At 42.4% G+C, this 17,681-nt stretch carries 18 protein-coding genes and 1 tRNA gene; 13 read left to right on the top strand and 6 right to left on the bottom strand.

From position 1 onward, the window contains the following. A tRNA-Lys gene (locus VMW78_08835) sits at positions 1-77 on the bottom strand. 134 nt (positions 78-211) lie between these two features. Continuing rightward, entirely contained in the window at positions 212-355 is a 144-nt protein-coding gene (locus VMW78_08830; protein ID HUV51107.1) for a hypothetical protein, read from the bottom strand. A 196-nt stretch (positions 356-551) separates the two neighbouring features. Here VMW78_08830 and hemL point away from each other — a divergent pair, with 196 nt between their 5' ends. Beyond that, positions 552-1,841, top strand: coding sequence for a glutamate-1-semialdehyde 2,1-aminomutase (gene hemL / locus VMW78_08825; GenBank protein ID HUV51106.1), 1,290 nt, complete (start codon positions 552-554; stop codon positions 1,839-1,841). Here the strand turns inward: hemL and VMW78_08820 are convergent. The 4 genes from VMW78_08820 to VMW78_08805 all read right to left on the bottom strand — a co-directional run bounded on the left by VMW78_08820 (position 1,831) and on the right by VMW78_08805 (position 5,037). Further along, on the bottom strand, positions 1,831-2,544 hold the full coding sequence (locus VMW78_08820) for an N-acyl homoserine lactonase family protein (GenBank protein ID HUV51105.1): 714 nt from the start codon (positions 2,542-2,544) through the stop codon (positions 1,831-1,833). The genes hemL and VMW78_08820 overlap by 11 nt on opposite strands. 41 nt (positions 2,545-2,585) lie before the next feature. After that, on the bottom strand, positions 2,586-3,749 hold the full coding sequence (locus VMW78_08815; GenBank protein HUV51104.1) for an HD domain-containing phosphohydrolase: 1,164 nt from the start codon (positions 3,747-3,749) through the stop codon (positions 2,586-2,588). Positions 3,750-3,836: 87 nt separating this feature from the next. Continuing rightward, the gene (locus VMW78_08810) at positions 3,837-4,688 is read right to left on the bottom strand and encodes an HDOD domain-containing protein (GenBank protein HUV51103.1); all 852 of its coding nucleotides are present in this window, start codon (positions 4,686-4,688) and stop codon (positions 3,837-3,839) included. Beyond that, positions 4,669-5,037 carry a hypothetical protein gene (locus VMW78_08805; protein HUV51102.1) on the bottom strand — a complete coding sequence of 123 codons (369 nt, stop codon included), beginning with the start codon at positions 5,035-5,037 and terminating at the stop codon, positions 4,669-4,671. The genes VMW78_08810 and VMW78_08805 overlap by 20 nt, the downstream gene beginning before the upstream one ends. A 341-nt stretch (positions 5,038-5,378) precedes the next feature. On the opposite strand from VMW78_08805, the gene VMW78_08800 reads away from it, so the two are divergent. From VMW78_08800 to cheB, 12 genes are all read left to right on the top strand, one after another. After that, positions 5,379-5,549: a hypothetical protein gene (locus VMW78_08800; GenBank protein ID HUV51101.1), complete on the top strand. Its 171-nt coding sequence runs from the start codon at positions 5,379-5,381 to the stop codon at positions 5,547-5,549. Positions 5,550-5,581: 32 nt separating this feature from the next. Beyond that, on the top strand, positions 5,582-5,764 hold the full coding sequence (locus VMW78_08795; GenBank protein HUV51100.1) for an ATP-binding protein: 183 nt from the start codon (positions 5,582-5,584) through the stop codon (positions 5,762-5,764). A gap of 78 nt (positions 5,765-5,842) precedes the next feature. Then, a complete protein-coding gene (locus VMW78_08790; protein ID HUV51099.1) occupies positions 5,843-7,225 on the top strand; it encodes an HD domain-containing phosphohydrolase in 1,383 nt (460 codons plus the stop codon). A gap of 17 nt (positions 7,226-7,242) precedes the next feature. Further along, on the top strand, positions 7,243-8,076 hold the full coding sequence (locus VMW78_08785) for a response regulator (protein ID HUV51098.1): 834 nt from the start codon (positions 7,243-7,245) through the stop codon (positions 8,074-8,076). An 80-nt stretch (positions 8,077-8,156) separates the two neighbouring features. Beyond that, entirely contained in the window at positions 8,157-9,209 is a 1,053-nt protein-coding gene (locus VMW78_08780; protein ID HUV51097.1) for an HD domain-containing phosphohydrolase, read from the top strand. 266 nt (positions 9,210-9,475) lie between these two features. After that, positions 9,476-9,961, top strand: coding sequence for a chemotaxis protein CheW (locus tag VMW78_08775; protein ID HUV51096.1), 486 nt, complete (start codon positions 9,476-9,478; stop codon positions 9,959-9,961). Then, entirely contained in the window at positions 9,951-11,450 is a 1,500-nt protein-coding gene (locus tag VMW78_08770; GenBank protein HUV51095.1) for a CheR family methyltransferase, read from the top strand. The genes VMW78_08775 and VMW78_08770 overlap by 11 nt, the downstream gene beginning before the upstream one ends. Continuing rightward, positions 11,447-12,088: a chemotaxis protein CheW gene (locus VMW78_08765; protein ID HUV51094.1), complete on the top strand. Its 642-nt coding sequence runs from the start codon at positions 11,447-11,449 to the stop codon at positions 12,086-12,088. Before VMW78_08770 ends, VMW78_08765 begins: the two co-directional genes overlap by 4 nt. Before the next feature lie 197 nt (positions 12,089-12,285). Continuing rightward, positions 12,286-13,914 (top strand): methyl-accepting chemotaxis protein, encoded by a 1,629-nt coding sequence (locus VMW78_08760; protein HUV51093.1) that lies wholly within the window; start codon positions 12,286-12,288, stop codon positions 13,912-13,914. Between the two features lie 14 nt (positions 13,915-13,928). Further along, complete coding sequence (locus tag VMW78_08755) at positions 13,929-16,196, top strand: response regulator (protein ID HUV51092.1); 2,268 nt, start codon at positions 13,929-13,931, stop codon at positions 16,194-16,196. Between the two features lie 19 nt (positions 16,197-16,215). Continuing rightward, positions 16,216-16,599 (top strand): four helix bundle protein, encoded by a 384-nt coding sequence (locus VMW78_08750; GenBank protein ID HUV51091.1) that lies wholly within the window; start codon positions 16,216-16,218, stop codon positions 16,597-16,599. Then, entirely contained in the window at positions 16,596-17,681 is a 1,086-nt protein-coding gene (gene cheB, locus VMW78_08745) for a chemotaxis-specific protein-glutamate methyltransferase CheB (GenBank protein HUV51090.1), read from the top strand. The genes VMW78_08750 and cheB overlap by 4 nt, the downstream gene beginning before the upstream one ends.

Raw genomic sequence — 17,681 nt, 5'->3', positions numbered from 1 at the left:
TGGTGGGCCGTGTTGGAATCGAACCAACAACCTACTGATTAAGAGTCAGGTGCTCTACCTGGTTGAGCTAACGGCCCTCTGCTGCAAACATAATTAAAAAGAGATTTTTATCAATTTAAAAATTATTTGTCAATTTTTTTTAACCATTTAAGTTATATTTATAGGTTCTTCTCCATTTTAGTTGGAGAAGAGGGCCCAGGGGTTCAAGGGTTCAAGGGTTCAAGGGTTTGTTTTCTAAAGACTTTATCAGCGGCTTTAACATTCTTTCGCTTTCTGCCATGTAAAGCATCCTGATGTAATCCCTGGTTGTCTTTCTTCCATATCCTTCTGCTATATCTTTCTTCCTTTCACTCAAACCCTTGAATCCTTGGCCCCTTGTACCCTCTGGGATCATACCTGCTCAATTGGAAATAACCCACCTGTTTTGTCTTAATTAACTACAACTAATTTGGAGATAATCCATAAACTTTTTGATTTTCCAGTATTTTTAAAGTAATATGCCAAAAAATACTTGAGCCGGATAAAAACTTTTAAAAAAGGACGGTTTAAAAATGAACTGCGAGAAATCTCATAAACTATTTAATCGAGCTTTAGATGTCATACCAGGAGGTGTCAACAGCCCTGTTCGCGCGTGCAAATCGGTCGGCATGGAACCAATCTTTATAAATTATGCCAATGGAAGCATGGTTGTTGATGTGGACGGCAACAAATATATAGACTATATCGGTTCATGGGGGCCTATGATACTCGGGCACAGGCACTCCTCGGTTATCAGGGCTCTTGCATCTGCTTTGAATCGGGGAACAAGTTTTGGGGCGCCTATTGACCTGGAAATCAAACTCGCTGAAATGGTCATAGCTGCCGTCCCCTCAATAGATATGGTCAGGATGGTAAACTCCGGCACAGAAGCTACCATGAGCGCTATAAGGCTTGCCCGCGGAGTCACTGGCAGAGACACGATAATTAAATTTGACGGATGCTATCATGGCCATGCAGACTCCCTTCTTGTGAAGGCAGGGTCAGGCATTGCCACTTTGGGCATTCCCGGAAGCCCTGGTGTGCCGGAATCCTTTGTAGCGCACACGCTGTCTCTTCCTTATAATGACATCGAGTGTGTAAAAAAGGTTATGGAGGACAAAGGGGATAAGATTGCCTGCATAATAGTTGAACCTGTTGCAGGAAACATGGGGCTGGTGCCTCCTGTTGAAGGTTTCCTTAAAACTTTAAAAGACCTGACTGAAAGAAACGGCAGCTTGCTTATATTTGACGAGGTTATGACCGGTTTCAGGGTGGCATACGGAGGTGCTCAATCTCTTTACAAGATCTCTCCGGATATTACATGCCTCGGCAAAATCATTGGAGGCGGGTTGCCTGTCGGCGCGTATGGAGGCAAACGTGAAATCATGGAACATATAGCCCCACAGGGGCCTGTGTATCAGGCAGGCACTCTGTCCGGCAATCCTCTTGCCATGGCGGCAGGCATTGCAACACTTACGCAACTAAAAAAACCGCGCTTTTATAATGCTCTGGATGAAAAAGCTGATAAACTTGCTATTGGCCTTGAAAAAGCAGCTGAAAAGGCAAAGATAAAGGCAAGAATAAAAAGGGTGGGCTCAATGATAGGTCTTTTCTTCACTGATAAAGATGTTATTAATTTTGACGATGCAAAGACCTGCGATCTTGATATGTTTTCAGCCTTTTACAAGGGCATGCTCGAAAAAGGTATTTATCTCGCGCCATCCCAGTTTGAAACCATTTTCGTTTCATCGGCTCATAGCGTAAAAGATATAGATGCTACAATAAAAGCGGCGGAGAAAGTGCTGGGTTCTATCATGGAATAGACCTTACCCTCCCTGTGGAAAGATCGTGTAAAGGAATCAGAATATCCGCCATCTTCTTTATCTTCTGGGCGGAATCATAAGCCTCCATCACATTTATATGCACACCAGAAGCAACAGCAGGGCCGTTTGCCGGAAAGTTTTTTTCATTACAACAAAAACCTGTGATAATCGCCTTCCCGTTTGAAGTATTTATTGAAATAGACTGACCTCCGACAGTATGACCGGGCGTAAAAATCACATCAATCCCGTCAAATATATTTGCGTCTCCATCCACTTCGATCACATTTACATCATCAAGCACATCCGAATAATACCTGTGGTCGATCGGATGAGGTTTTTTAAAAAATTCAAGCTCAGCCTTCTGAACATACACATCTGCGACCGTACATTTATAATCGTTTTCACAATGATCATTATGAAGATGGGTATGAATGATCACATCGATTTCTTGAGGCTTCAGATTCACGGTTGCAAGCGCCTCCTCAAATTCAAGTATTTCAAATCCACACTTTTCCCCTGCTCCATCAGGCACGACAAACTGTTCAAGCCCTGTATCAACCAGAATGTTTTTGCTGCCTCCTTTTATGTAAAAAACATAAATAGGAAGAAGAATCCTTTTCCCATAATCACGAAGATAGGTCATGACCCCCTGGTCTGTTTCATTAATGCCAACAGCCAGAGGATGAATTGTATATTCACGCATAACCGCCTCATTCTTTGGGTTTTTGATGGAATAACCATCAATTATTCACGACCTTCATATATCAATTTGCCGGACATCCGGGCCTTTTCAAAAGCCCGTACAACATCGGGATCAAATTGAGTTCCTTGATTTCTTGATATCTCCTTAAAAGCATCCTCCGGTTTTAAGCCTTTTCTATATGGTCTATCACTGGTCATTGCATCAAAGGTGTCAGCCACCGCCAACAGTCTTCCTTTTATAGAAATATTTTTACCGGTCACGCCCCCTGGATAACCCTTGCCGTCAAATCTTTCATGGTGCTCAAGGATATAGGGTATTACAGGTTCCAAGAAAGAGATGCCTTTGACTATTTGAGCGCCGATTAAGGGGTGTAATTTCATTTCATTGTATTCATTATCGGTAAGCCTTCCCGGTTTGTTCAGAATAGAATCGTGAATGCCTATCTTGCCAACGTCATGAAGAGCCCCTCCCCAATCAATAAGCTCTATCTCGTTTTTGCCCCAGTTAAACTCCTCGGCTATTGCTTTAGAGAATCGAGCAACTCTCTCAGAATGGCCTTTCGTGTATGGATCACGCGCTTCTATGGAGTTGGCAATGGCTTTGATGGTATAGAAGTAAGCAGATTTCAGATCGTCAAGCAAGTATATATTTTCCAGGGACAGGGAAAAGAAATCTACGAGAATGTGTAGAAGTCTTAAGGTTTGCTGTCTTATGAAATCTTTGTCTTCTTCAAAGACAATGACAACTGCGCCTATAGTCCTTTCCAGGTTGGAAAGAGGGGCTATCATGATACTTAGATGCCGACCGTTTTCTTTTCCAAAGACTTCAGCCCGGGCACTCAGGGGAATGCCTTTGCTGATGGCCCGTCCGAAGTTTCCCAGGCTGATTTGAGCCTCGACCTCCTTTTGAATAACAGGCGAAAGTTTTTCAGGTTTTGATATCTTGTGGACAAACTCAATACCCCCCTCTTCTACAAGAAAGACAGAGCAAACTTCGATTTTGACCAGTTCCCCGAGCCTGACAAGCCATGTCTCAAGTACGTGATGAACATCATAAGATAAGAGTACCTTGGATTGAAAGTGGCTTAACCGATCAAGCTTATCCTGAATGCTAATAAGCGCTTTGTTCGATTCTTCCAGAAAGCGGAGTTTTTTGACTATTGGTTCAACTTCATTTTGATCAATTAGTATCTGTTTGTTTTGCATTTTATATAAATCTTTTACAGCCTCAGGCACTTCCCACTTCTCTAAAATCAAGCTTGCTAAAAGGAATAACAGAGCTCTGGCAGATTATTAAAATTCCATAACAGAAATGCTTTCCTCAAAAAGTTTTGTGGATCTTTGCATAACATATTCAAGATCACTTAACTTAAGATCCAGGATTTCCCATGCTTTTTGATTAACAATCGGCACCCGTTTTTCTCCGCCTGATCCCATGCGAAGAGCTATGCAGAGAGTGTTCCCGATGTGAACGGCCGCCATCTCTTTAGTTATGGTGCGCGGCATACGGGAAAAATGATGGTAGGCTATCATGTTGATTGTTCTTCGGGGCAAGGACCACTTTTCAGCCAAGGCTTCCCCTGTCTGAGTATGATCAAAACCCATTATCTTTTTTTCCGATTCAGATATCTGAGATCCGGTCTCCGCAACATCGGCTACTACATTGTTAAACTCTTCGCGCAAATAGGTAGCATGGATCAGTTTTCCTATGTCGTGAAGCAGGCCTCCCGTAAAAACATCTTCCGGGTCTTTTATGTAAGCGGTTTCAGCCAGAACCTTTGCTAAGATCGCGCATCCTATGGCATGTTTCCAGAACTTCTCCATATTAAATGCGCTGCTTGATTTGAATCCTTTTACAATTTTATACATAGAAGTTGCAAGCACCAGGCTTTTTATTTCGTTCAGCCCCAAAATTACGATGGCCTGCTGCAGGTCCCCGATTTTATTGTAAAAACCATAGGATGCTGAATTGACAATTTTGAGCACCATGGCTGCTATAGCCTGATCTTCAGAGATGATGTTGCTTATCTTTCTGATTGATGAGTCAGGTGCATTCAGAAGATGTGAAAGCTTCATATAAATAGTAGGTAGGGTCGGCAAGCCGCCGATAGAACTTATTATTCTATCAATCTTTTTCGATTCCATCAGTAGAATCCTTAATTTGATTTGCGATCTGTTTTAACCTTAGCTTTTTAACAATCTTGTATATTTCCTCCATGACAGGATTAGCTTCAAAAGGTGGGAATAATTCATCAAGCTCCTTTTCAATCAATTCAACATCATCATTCGACAGAGCGTCCATTTCTTCTTTTACCAGTTGATCGCTGTCAATATCCTTTATGTCAACCGTGGTGACTCCCCAGGTCTTAAAAGAATTGATATGTTTTTCCGTCAGCAATTTACCTTCACCCAGTATGACAGCGCCATGTCTGTTCTTAGCAGCCTGCGCCAAAACCATACCGGGCTTTAGATCATTTATACTTAATATGCCCATAAACTAATCTCATGTTGTAGAATTAAAGATTTTTGTTGGATTCTTACATTTTTTCCACGGTATGTCGAGTGTTTTTACTTTCCACCAGTTCCGGAAATCGTTCGTTCAATTATAATATATAATATTAAAAAATATTATCACAAACAACGTATAAATGCAACAAAAACCATCACCACAGCCTGCTCCTCAACCTCCGCCGTTGCCAAACTCCTTCTGTTATTATGTTCTACGGGTATGTTTCCGCATGTCAAGTATTGAATAATTCACTTTGGATTTTTTGCTGTAATAAAGGGAAAAAATCCTTAAAATTAACAACTTGAACGGGAAGAGATGCAAGCGTAATGTCCTGCTATAAAACCTTGACTAAGAATAAGGATTATATTAATTATCATGAAGAGTTAATTGGCACCCTCTTTAAAGACTATCTCACTGATCCCAAACATGCTCACGAGGAGATGCAGAAAGTCTTTAAGGCCGGGACAGCTCGCCGCAGGCGTGGCTCACGAGATTAATAATCCAACCGGATTTATCAGCAGCAAACTGAATGTCCTTGCAGGCTATAACAAGGATTTTGCCCACCCAGGATGTAGGAAAGGGAACAGGTTTGGGCATAAATATTGCTTACAACATCATTAAAAAGCATAAAGGGACCATAGGTGTGGGAAGTACGATAGGCAAGGGAATAACTTTTACGATTCGGATCCCGATTGGTCGAGTAGTCGAGTAGTTAAATGGTTGAGTATTCGAGCAGAGAGCGGAGAGCAAAGAGCAACCAGTAACAAGCAACCAGTAAGGAGAATTTTTAATGACATCCAAGTATCAACATTCAATTTTGCTTGTAGATGACGAGGTTTCTATTACAGAATCGCTTAAACGAATTTTTCGCAAGGAAGATTACAGGATTTTCACAGCTTCCAGCGGAAAGGAAGGGCTTGAGCTGCTTAACACGTTAGAGGAGCCTGTTTCACTGATTATCTCTGATCAACGCATGCCGGAGATGACCGGTACTCAATTTCTGGAAAAGGCAAGGAAAATTTTTCCTGATGCCGGAAGATATCTTATGACAGGTTATTCCGATATGGATGCTGTTATTGATGCCGTTAACAAAGGAAAAATTCACAGGTATCTGAGCAAACCGTGGAATGATGATGAGCTGCTGGTTCAGGTTCGACAGTTGCTTGAGCGGTATGAACTGACGCTGGAAAACCGGCGTCTTTTAGAACTTACGAGCACACAAAACAAAGAACTCAATGAGCTTAACAAAAATCTTGAGAAAAAGGTAAGTGAAAGAACCCTGGAAGTCAGGCAAAAAAATATAGCATTAGAAGAAACCAACAAAAAACTGGAAGAGAGTTTTTTAGACACAATTCGATTGATGTCTTCATTGATTGAAAATTTAAATCCCGAACTGGGAAGATATATGAAACATGTAGCGCAACTTGCAAGAAAGGTTGCCGAAGAATACGGGCTGGACAGTGAAGAGCTTGATCAGATTGAAATAGCCGGCATGATACATGATGTCGGCATGCTGGGATCATCCCCAAGGGAATTATTAAAGGATGAGGAAGATATGCGCGAGGAGGAATTAAAGATGTACCGCCAGCATCCTGTTATTGCTTCGATCTGTCTCGAAACTGTGGAAAGATTGAATAAAGTATCTAAAATTGTACTCTATCACCATGAAAACTTCGACGGCAGCGGTTTCCCTAATGGCTTGAAAGGAGACGAAATTCCTTTGGGGTCGCGTATCATAGGAGCTGCAGCGGATTATTGCAACATAGCATACAGGTGGCCGAAGGATATAAAATATATTCTTGACAAAGCAAGAATATATTTTGGCCCGGCAACCAGGAATTTTAATGTTACAGAGCCTGAAAAAATGATCGAAGAAGTCGCGCCAAAGATCATTATGATCGGCGCTCACCAGAAATATGATATCGGTGTTGTAACAAAATTGATAAAAATAGCAGGGGAAGCAAAATTATTTGAAAAAGAAAAGAAAAGTCAGGAACTGCGGATCGGTTATGAAAAGTTGAAAGAAGGCATGATCCTGGCGCAAGATCTTCATTTAAAAGACGGCAGGCTTTTACTCGCCAGTGGCAGGGAAGTTAAGAAATTGTCAGTAGCCTCCATTCAAAAACTTGGAAAAAACGAGCTCATAGACGAGTGGATTAATGTATTTATTTAATAGGCAGGAAATTTAGAATGGGCGACTACCATCATACAATCTTGTGTGTGGATGACGAAGAGAATATACTGAATTCTATAAGACGATTACTCCGAAAGGAAAACTACAACTTGTTGACAGCTTTAAGCGGCGAAGAAGCGCTGAGGATTCTTGAAGAAAATGATGTTCAGCTGGTGCTTTCCGACCAGAAGATGCCACAGATGAGCGGCATGGAATTTCTGTCACAAGTAAAAAAAAAATATCCTGATGTGATCAGGATCATCCTTACAGGCTATACGGGAGTAGATTCAATCACCGAATTGATCAATAAGGGAGATCTGTATAAATTTTTTCTGAAGCCGTGGAATGATCAAAATTTAAAGCTGGAAATCACCAGGGCACTGGAACAATACGACCTTATTTGGACAAATAAGATACTTCATAAAAAGGTTCTGGAACAAAATGAAGCGCTACAAATAACAAATAAAAATCTGTCGGAGTCGATCCAAAAAACAACAGAGGAGCTTGAAACCAAGAATCATGCTCTGGAGCTTTCACGTGCCATCCTGGGATGCCTCCCTGCTCCGGTCATTTGTGTCAGCGTTAGAGGAATGATTGTGTCGATCAATCAACAGGCGCAATCCTTGTCAGAGAGCAGCAAGAGTATTGAGATTGGGAAGAAGCTTTCTGATTACTTTCCAAATGATATGCGAGAAAAGATTGATGAAGCGATTATGTGCCGCACACCCGTAACACTAAAGGGATACCGGTTATCAGGAACAAGCTATGACATTGATTTAACACCACTTTCCGGAAGGTTTAGCGGCAAAGGATTTGTCCTGTTTTTCAGACCATCAACGAGTAACGAGTAACGAGCACCCTGACATGGCTGAACTTAACGAAAGAGAGAAAAACTGGTGGTCAAGATTGTTTAATAAGGAGAATCTCCACAATGCTTAATCGATCATTACTTATAGTAGATGATGAGCCAAATACAATCAGCAGCCTTAAACGCCAGCTCAGGCACGAGAGCTATTCCATTTATTCGGCAAATTCAGGGGAAGAGGGACTTAGAATCCTGAAAGAGAATGACGTAGGTGTGGTGCTCTCCGACCTGAAAATGCCTGAAATGGATGGCATTACCTTTTTGGAGAACGTCAAACAAATTAAACCGGATGTTGTCAGAGTTCTTCTTACAGCCCACGGTACTCTTGAAAATGCCATGGACGGTATCAACCGTTCGCAGGTGTTCGGATATTTGACCAAGCCCTGGTCATTTGAGGCATTAAACGGAACGGTTGAGGGGGCTTTTCAATATTATAACCTGGTCCAGGAGAATAAACGGCTTCAAAGATTAACCAAAGAACAAAATAAACAACTAAACATCGTCAATGAAAATCTTGAAAATCTGGTCCATGAACGAACTTTAGAACTTGAAGGGGCTGTACGGGAAGGCGTTGTAATGCTCGCCCTGGCAGCAGAGGCAAAAGATGACGACACCGGAGAGCATATTTATAGAATTCAGCGGAATACTCGCGATATATGTGCGGCTCTGGGCATGTCCTCTGAGAAAACAGAGAAAATCGCATTTTTCAGCATCATGCATGACATTGGCAAAATCCACATCCCTGATAGTATCTTGCAAAAACCAGGCCCATTGAGCGTTGAAGAATGGGTGATAATGCAAGAGCATTGTATCGCAGGGGAAAAAATTCTGGGAAATAAATCATTTTACCGGATTGCACGTGAAATTGCCAGAAGTCATCACGAACGTTGGAATGGAAGCGGATACCCTGATGGATTAAAGAAGGATTCAATTCCTCTGCCTGCCAGAATTGTAACTATAGCTGATATCTTTGATGCCTTGACCCATGAGCGGCCTTATAAACAGGCATGGCCTTTTGAAGAAGCATTGGCGGAAATGGAGATGTTGTCCGGAAAAGTGTTTGATCCTGAGATATTGAAAGCATTTTTTAGAATACAGAGTGCAAAAGCAAAAGCCTGAGTTCCTTATACCCATAATACCAAAAACCAGATTACTTTTTGTTGATGATGAAAAAGGTTACCGGGAGAGTTTTCGCCGGTCCATGAGGAGAGAGGATCGGAGACTATCCTGACATGGTCAGGGAATGGTTAAAGTCATTTTTTAGATTATTATTGAAATACAAGGGAGTGGTCAGGCTGGCCAAGGCCGCTGAAAAGGCGGTAGGTTGGGTTGAGGAACGAAACCCAACAATAATGACCTGAGAAATGGGGGGTGAGGAAAGATACATGAGCTATTTACAAAATGTTAAACAGGATAACATTGTAGTGTTTTCACTTGATGAGCCACGCTACGCATTGTATTTATCCACAGTTGTACGGGTCGTCCGCTCGGTGGAAGTCACTCCTTTGCCAAAGGCTCCGGAAATCGTTACGGGTATTATCAATTTCCATGGGGAGATTATACCGGTTATTGATATGCGCAGGCGCTTTAAACTGAGTAGTCGTGAAATCGAACTGGAAGATCAACTTATTATTGCGCAAACATCGAAACGGCTTGTAGCGCTTATGGTAGATTCAATTACCGCCATATGTGAATGCAACCAAATACAAGTTGTGAGCACTGAGCAAGCCTTTCCTTTTGCAGATTATCTTTCAGGTGCGGCAATAATGGATGACAATCTTATTCTGATTACCGACCTTGATAAGTTTCTTTCGCTTGACGAAGAGAAGACGCTGGAAACAGCAATGCTGGATATGACAAATGAGTCATAATCTTCCGGATGATCTTTTGTTGCGGTTAAGCAGGACAATAGCTGTCAAAACTGCTTTGCACTTCCCAAAGGAACGATGGAAAGATCTGGAACGCAATGCAGGTCCTGTCGCAAAAAAGTTCGGTTATCCGGGCATAAAGGAATTTACTTTATATCTGGAATCTTCTCCTTTAACAGTTGATCAGATTGAAATTTTAGCGAGTCATCTCACTGTCAGCGAAACATATTTCTGGCGCGAGCCCCAATCTTTTGAAGCTTTAGAACAAAAAATCCTGCCGGAATTGATTCGTTCACGGATGCAAAAAGAAAAACGTTTACGAATCTGGAGCGCCGGTTGTTCATCGGGTGAAGAACCATACTCCATTGCGATCGCACTAAAGAGATTGATACCTGATATAAAAGACTGGAATATAACAATTCTGGCAACAGACATTAATCCAAGAACTCTAAAGAAAGCGATGAGAGGTATATACGGGAAGTGGTCATTCCGAAATGCACCTGACTGGCTACAAGGGAAATACTTTCACGACAGGGAAGATGAAAAACATGAGATTCTTCCCGAGATAAAGAAGATGGTAACATTCGCACATCTAAATTTAGCGGAAGCCAATTACCCATCCCCTTTGAACAATACGAACGCGATGGACATTATTTTTTGCAGGAACGTGCTGATGTATTTTACGGGGGAACGCGTTAAACAGGTCATACATAATCTTCACCATTCTCTTTCAGACGGCGGTTGGCTGATTGTTAGTTCGAGTGAACTCTCTCAGCAGGTGTTTTCGCAGTTTACTTCGGTAAATTATCCAGGAGCTATTATCTATCTGAAAGATCATCAGAAAACTAAAAGGCTGAAACCTGTTCCTTTTGCAGAAGTTCCCCAGTTACAAAAGCATTTTCATTTGCCGCTGAAACCTGTTCACAAAATTGAAAAGATAAAACCAGTACTCCCTGAAATCAAAAAAGAAGATATTAAGGAAACAGAAAGTCCCTTGCCGGGCCTGTCGAATTATGAAGAAGCATTGAATTCGTATTCGCAAGGCAGCTATGCTGAAGTAATAGATATACTTGAACATCATGCAGCGACTCCCGAAGAATTTGTTCTTTTGATACGGGCGCTTGCCAATCAAAATAAGCTGACTGAGGCAATAGCCCAATGCGAAAGGGCTATTGCCATAAACAAGCTTCATCCCGGATTGCACTTTCTCTTTGCTGCAATACTTCAGGAACATAACCAGATCAGCAAAGCGATTACTTCGCTAAACCATGTTATCTATCTCGATCCGAACTCTGTTCCGGCATATTATACCATGGGGAACATATTTCTGCGGCAGGGAGGCGCTCTTCGGGCAAAAAGAAGTTTTGAGAATGCGCTGGCGCTTTTGAAAAAATGCAACGATGACGATATTGTACCGGAATCTGAAGGACTGACAGCCGGCAGATTGAGAGAAATAATTAATGCAACAATCAAATCAAGGGTATTATCATGAAAACGAAGCCGGATTCATCAGGAACAACGCAGAAGTCCAAGGTAGATTGGGACGGGCTTCATAGTAGAATTAATGCAACGCAAGAACTGCTGGCAAATAAGGCGGTTTTATCTAAGGAAGAAAAGCGTTCAATACTTAAGGAGCGAGCCCGTGTTCTGGCGCTGGAATCCAGGGATGAAACAGTCAAACAAGAGTTTACCGAGATCATCGAGTTTCGTTTAGCATCTGAAACGTATGGAATAGAAACCGCATTTGTTCGCGAATCGTTTCAACTAAAAGATTTTACACCGCTGCCGGGTACACCGCCTTTCGTGCTTGGGATTATTAATGTGCGCGGGCAAATTCTCTCGGTGCTTAATATTAAAAATCTCTTTGATCTACCCGGGACTGGTTTGGGCGAACTCAATAAATTGATCATCATTTGCAACGACCGGATGGAGTTTGGAATTCTGGCAGACGAAATTATTGGTGTGCGAAATATTATCCTTAGTAAACTGCAGCGGTCGCCTACAACACTTGAGGGGCTGAAGGAAGAATATCTTAAAGGCATAACCAATGATCGTTTGATTGTCTTAGATGCGGAGAAATTGTTATCTGATAAAAATATTACCGTTAATGAAGAGGTAAGTATTGCCTGAACGAAAACTATCCAAAGTTGTCATTTCGAGCAGAGCGAAAAATCTTATGACACTAAAAATAGAAATTGGAAATTGGAAATTGGAAATTTGGCCTTCATGCTTTTGTACTATTCTTCCAAATTTCCAATTTCCAATTTCAACGTTCCGTGAACGGTTACAAAAATTAGTATTAATCTTGATAAAAGGAGAATTGTGGCATGTTTAAAAATATGAAAATTGGTTTGCGGTTGGCATTGGGCTTTGGCCTTGTGCTTGTTTTTATGATCACCTTGATTCTCCTTAGTTTTAATGCGATGGACAAAATTTATGCGGCACTTGAAGTGATCGTAAAAAATGAAAATGTCCGTTCTCGTCTGGCTAATAATATGGTTGATGACACAAGAGAAGTATCCATTGCCCTCCGCAATATATTCCTGGATCACTCCAGAACAGAGGAAATGGAAAAGAGGATTTATGAAATCAGAGAAAATTATGATGCGGATTTTAAAAAATTCGAAGAATTAGTCGGAAAGGACGAGACAAAGACGCTTGAGCTAATTTCAAAAATCAAGGTTGGCCGGGATGAATCAAGAGCGCTGAACAATCAGGCATTTGAACTGGGTATGGCGGGAAAGTATAAGGATGCAACCGATCTCATACTTAATAAAGCCAGGCTTTGTGTGAGGCAATGGATAACGGATACTGACAATCTGATAAAATCTGAGGACGAGCACACTTTGCTACGCTATGATGAAGCACAAAAGCAATACGACAGTACAAGTAAACTCATGGCAATAATGAGTGCGGCAGCCATAGTGTTTTCTGTGGTGATAGTTATCTTCCTGACCTTAAGTATTACCAGACCTTTAAGGATAAGTGTGGATGCCGCAAACAGGATTGCTGCAAAAGATTTGACGGTAGATATTTCTACATCTGAGAAACGAGGAGATGAATTAGGTGTCCTGATACAGTCCTTCAGCATAATGCTTGAATCACTCAGAGCGCAGATGAAGGGGATTATGGATGGAGTGAATATACTTGCAAGTTCTTCCAGTGAAATACTGGCTTCGACCACACAGATAGCATCAGGCAGCGCCGAAACAGCTACATCAATAAGCGAAACCTCGACAACGGTCGAAGAGGTCCGCCAGGCTGCACAGCTATCATCCGAAAAAGCCAGGAATGTTTCCGACACAATGCAGCGTACCGCTCAAGTAACTCAAACAGGGCAGAAAGCTGTTGAAGAAACAGTTTCCGGAATGAATCACATCCGCAATCAAATGGAATCCATCGCAAACACCATCGTGAACTTAAGCGAGCAAAGCCAGTTAATCGGCGGTATAATTGCATCTGTGAATGATATTGCCGATCAATCTAATTTATTAGCGGTAAACGCCGCCATCGAAGCATCAAAAGCCGGGGAATCAGGGAAAGGTTTTACCGTAGTAGCGCAGGAAATAAAAAGTTTGGCAGAGCAGTCTAAAAAAGCCACAGCTCAGGTGCGCAATATCTTAAGCGATATTCAGAAAGCTACAAGCGCGGCAGTAATGGCAACGGAACAAGGCAGCAAAGCCGTAGAGACAGGTGTCAAGCAATCAACACAAGCAGGTGAAACAATCCGAGTGTTATCGGAAAGCAGTGATGAGGCATTGCAAGCTGCAACTCAGATTGCAGCATCGAGCCAGCAGCAGTTAGTTGGAATGAATCAGATAGGTTTGGCAATGGAAAACATCAATCAAGCCGGAGTTGAGAATGCAGCAAGTATGAAACAATCTGAAAACACAGCGAAGGATCTGAACGAGTTAGGACTCAAATTAAAGCAAATGGTTGAGCAATATAAATTATAAAGGTGGTTACTGCGATGAACATCAAAGAAGAAGAATTTTTAAAACGACTTCTGGCTACCTTTAAGCTTGAGGCTGAAGAGCATTTACATGCGATCTCTACAGGTCTCATCGAACTGGAGAAATCCACTGACTCTGAAAAAACAGCAGGATTAATCGAGACAATATTCCGCGAGGCACACAGTTTAAAGGGCGCTGCACGTTCCGTGAATATAAGAGACATTGAAACTATATGTCAGGCGCTGGAGGATGCGTTCGCCGCGTTAAAACGAAAAGAGATTTCTTTGACGCAGGATAGTTATGATCTGTTACATAAAGCGGTGGATAACATCAAACAATTAGTTTCAGTCCCGGATTCAAAACAATCATCATCCACTCAATTGTCTATCAGGGAGCTTATTCAGCAATTGCTGAATAGCACAAAAGGAGTACGACAACCCGGACAGGCAAAAGAGCCGGCAAGAAAACAACCGGTAAAAGAAGTGCGAGCGGCGCGCGATGAAACAATACCTGCATCTTTACTTCAAGATGAAGTTGTTACAGTGAGAATACCCAAAACCAAGTTGGAACCGCTATTCCTTCAAGCCGAAGAAATGATTCAAGCGAAAATCGCAACAGCTCAACGAGCTGCGGAATTGCAGGCTCTGAGCGACTCGCTTGAATGGTGGAAAACAGAATCACGTAAATGGAAAACCCGGCACTCAACTAACCGCGAACGTCATTACAACGAGTGGATGGAGTGGAACGAACAGCAGTTAGACGAGATAGAACAAAAGATGCTTTCCATTACGCGTGCTGCTGAAGGCGATCAGCGCATAGTTGGGCGGATGGTGGACGATCACCTGGAGGCAATGAAAACAATTTTAATGCTTCCGGTTGCTTCCCTGGTGGAAGTATTCCCCCTGCTTGTGCGCGATCTTGCGAGCGATCAGAATAAACAGGTAGAATTGATTCTCCATGGAACGGAACTTGAAGTTGACAAACGGGTATTAGAAGAATTGAAAGATCCTCTCATTCATCTGTTAAAAAATTGTGTGGATCATGGCATCGAAAAACCGCATGAACGCACGCTTATAAACAAGCCGGTTCGCGGAATAATCAATCTTACATTCAGCGTAACGGAAAGTCGCCGGTTGGAAGTCGTTATCTCCGACGACGGTCTGGGTATCGACCTGGATAAAGTTTGTGCCGCCGCAATCAAAGCGGAACTTGTTTCAGACGATGCAGCATCAAAACTTGGCGCACAGGAAAAATTATCGTTAATATTTCAGTCGGGCGTAACAACAAGTTCCATAATCACAGATATATCCGGTCGTGGTCTGGGTATGGCAATAGTGCAGGAGAAGATCGAAAAGCTCGACGGCACTATAACTGTTGAAAGCCAACCCAATATTGGTACAACATTCCGCCTTATTCTACCACTTACACTTTCGACGTTCAGAGGAATTTTGGTAGAAGCAGGCGATCAATTTTTCGTTTTGCCGACCATCAATGTCGAACGTACTGTCAGAGTAAATAAGGAGGAAATAAAGACGGTAGAAAACCGGGAAACAATAATGATCGATGGACAAATCGTTCTTTTAGTAAGTTTATGCAAGGCGCTTGGAGTGCCTGTTCTTAACAATGGCTCTTCACCGAATACATCGGGAACTCTGACGGCTGCGAATGTACTTCGGGTTGTTGTTCTTGCCTATGTCGATAGACGTATTGCTTTTCAGGTAGATGAGATTATCGGTGAGCAGCAGATTCTTGTAAAAAAGCTGGGAAGACAACTGAGACGGGTCCGCAACATTGCCGGCGCTGCTGTACTGGGCTCCGGAAAAGTGGTTCCTGTTATAAATGTTTCTGATTTAATGAAATCAGCAATACGAACGGAAATGGCTGCTATTACTGCAAGTGGTGAAGAAAAGAAATCTGAAAAAACATACAGAATGTTAGTAGCGGAAGATTCGATAACATCGCGTAACCTGATAAAGAACATTCTTGAATCTGCCGGCTATGAAGTAGTAACATCCGTTGACGGCGCAGATGCTTTCACGAAAGCCCTTACTGGAGAATTTGATTTGATTGTATCTGATGTAGATATGCCGAGGATGAACGGTTTTGAGCTTACTACAAAAATTCGTAAGAACAAAAGGCTTGGAGAATTGCCGGTTGTGCTGGTCACAGCTCTTGAATCACGCAAAGATCGTGAGTATGGTATTGAAGTCGGCGCAAACGCTTATATTATAAAAAGCAGTTTCGACCAGAGTAATTTATTAGAAGTGATTCAAAGACTTATATGAGGGGTCGGGGGTCGGGGGTATGAGTATAAAAAGTTACAGGGATTTGGAGGTATGGCAAAAGGCTATGGAGTTAGTAGTGCAATGCTATCAAATTACGAAGGGTTTTCCCGTGAATGAGGTATACGGACTTGCCAGTCAGTTACAGCGTGCGGCAGTATCTGTTCCGGCAAATATCGCTGAAGGCAGGTCGCGGCAGCATAATAAAGAATTTATCCAGCATATATCCATTGCCTATGGCTCACTTGCGGAACTTGAGACCCATATCGAGATAGCTAAACGCTTAAGATACATTGCCGCAGATACAGCGGTGGAATTGATTGATAAAACTTCGACAATCGGACGAATGCTTAATGGCTTGCGAAGATCCTTAGGAAAAAACGAGATGGGAAGAGGCACAACATGACTGATCCCCAATCCCCGACCCCTGACCCCCGACCCCCGATCAAAGTTCTCATAGTGGAAGATTCACGCGTGATGCAGGAATTACTGGCTCACATTATTAACTCAGACCCGATGCTTCGTGTAGTAAGTATAGCCGGTAACGGTGAAGAAGCTATTGATGCTGTAAATAAATTTTGTCCCGATGTTATTACCATGGATATTTGTATGCCTAAGATGGATGGCATTACCGCGACGCGCCGGATAATGGAAACCCACGCGATCCCCATTGTCATCGTTAGCGGAAACAATCAGGCAACAGAAGTCGCTTGTTCATTCCAATTATTGGAAGCCGGCGCTGTAGCAGTGCTTCTACGTCCGCCTGGTATCGGTCATCCCGATTACAAAAGAGCCGCCGGTGAGCTCATCCAGACGCTAAAGCTGATGTCTGAAGTTAAGGTTGTGACGCGTACTCAGCGCGTTACGAAAGAGCGCATAATCTCGCCGCCATCATCCGTACCATATATACCGAAATCAACTTCGACAGCAGAGATAATTGCAATCGGGGCTTCAACCGGAGGGCCCCATATACTCAAAAAAATTATTTCCGGATTGCCTAAGAACCTTCCGGTTCCATTGCTTATCGTTCAGCACATTGCCCGGGGATTTGTGGAAGGATTTGTTGAATGGCTTTCCAGTACATGTAACTTTCCATTACATATTGCTGCGCATGATGAATATCCCTTACCCGGTCATGGCTATGTTGCTCCTGATGATTTTCACATGGGTGTCGGCAGCGATGGTCAAATTGTGTTGAGCAATCATGCGCCGGAAAATGGTCTTAAACCGTCGGTTGCTTATCTGTTTCGTACAACGGCACAAGTTTTTGGTTCCAGAGCAGTAGGCGTATTATTAACCGGAATGGGTCGGGATGGAGCAGATGAATTGAAATTAATGAAAGAAAAAGGGGCTGTAACTTTTGCTCAAGATAAAGAAAGTTCTGTAGTGCACGGTATGCCAGGGGCGGCAATAAAACTTAATGCGGCAACGCATATTCTATCACCGGAAAATATAACAGCGGCTCTTACTGCTTTAACAAAAAGATGA

Source organism: Anaerolineae bacterium, from assembly GCA_035529315.1.
GTDB lineage: Bacteria > Desulfobacterota > Desulfobacteria > Desulfobacterales > ETH-SRB1 > Desulfaltia.
The sequence above is the reverse complement of the archived record's forward strand: the minus strand, read 5'-3'. Positions and strand labels throughout refer to the sequence as shown.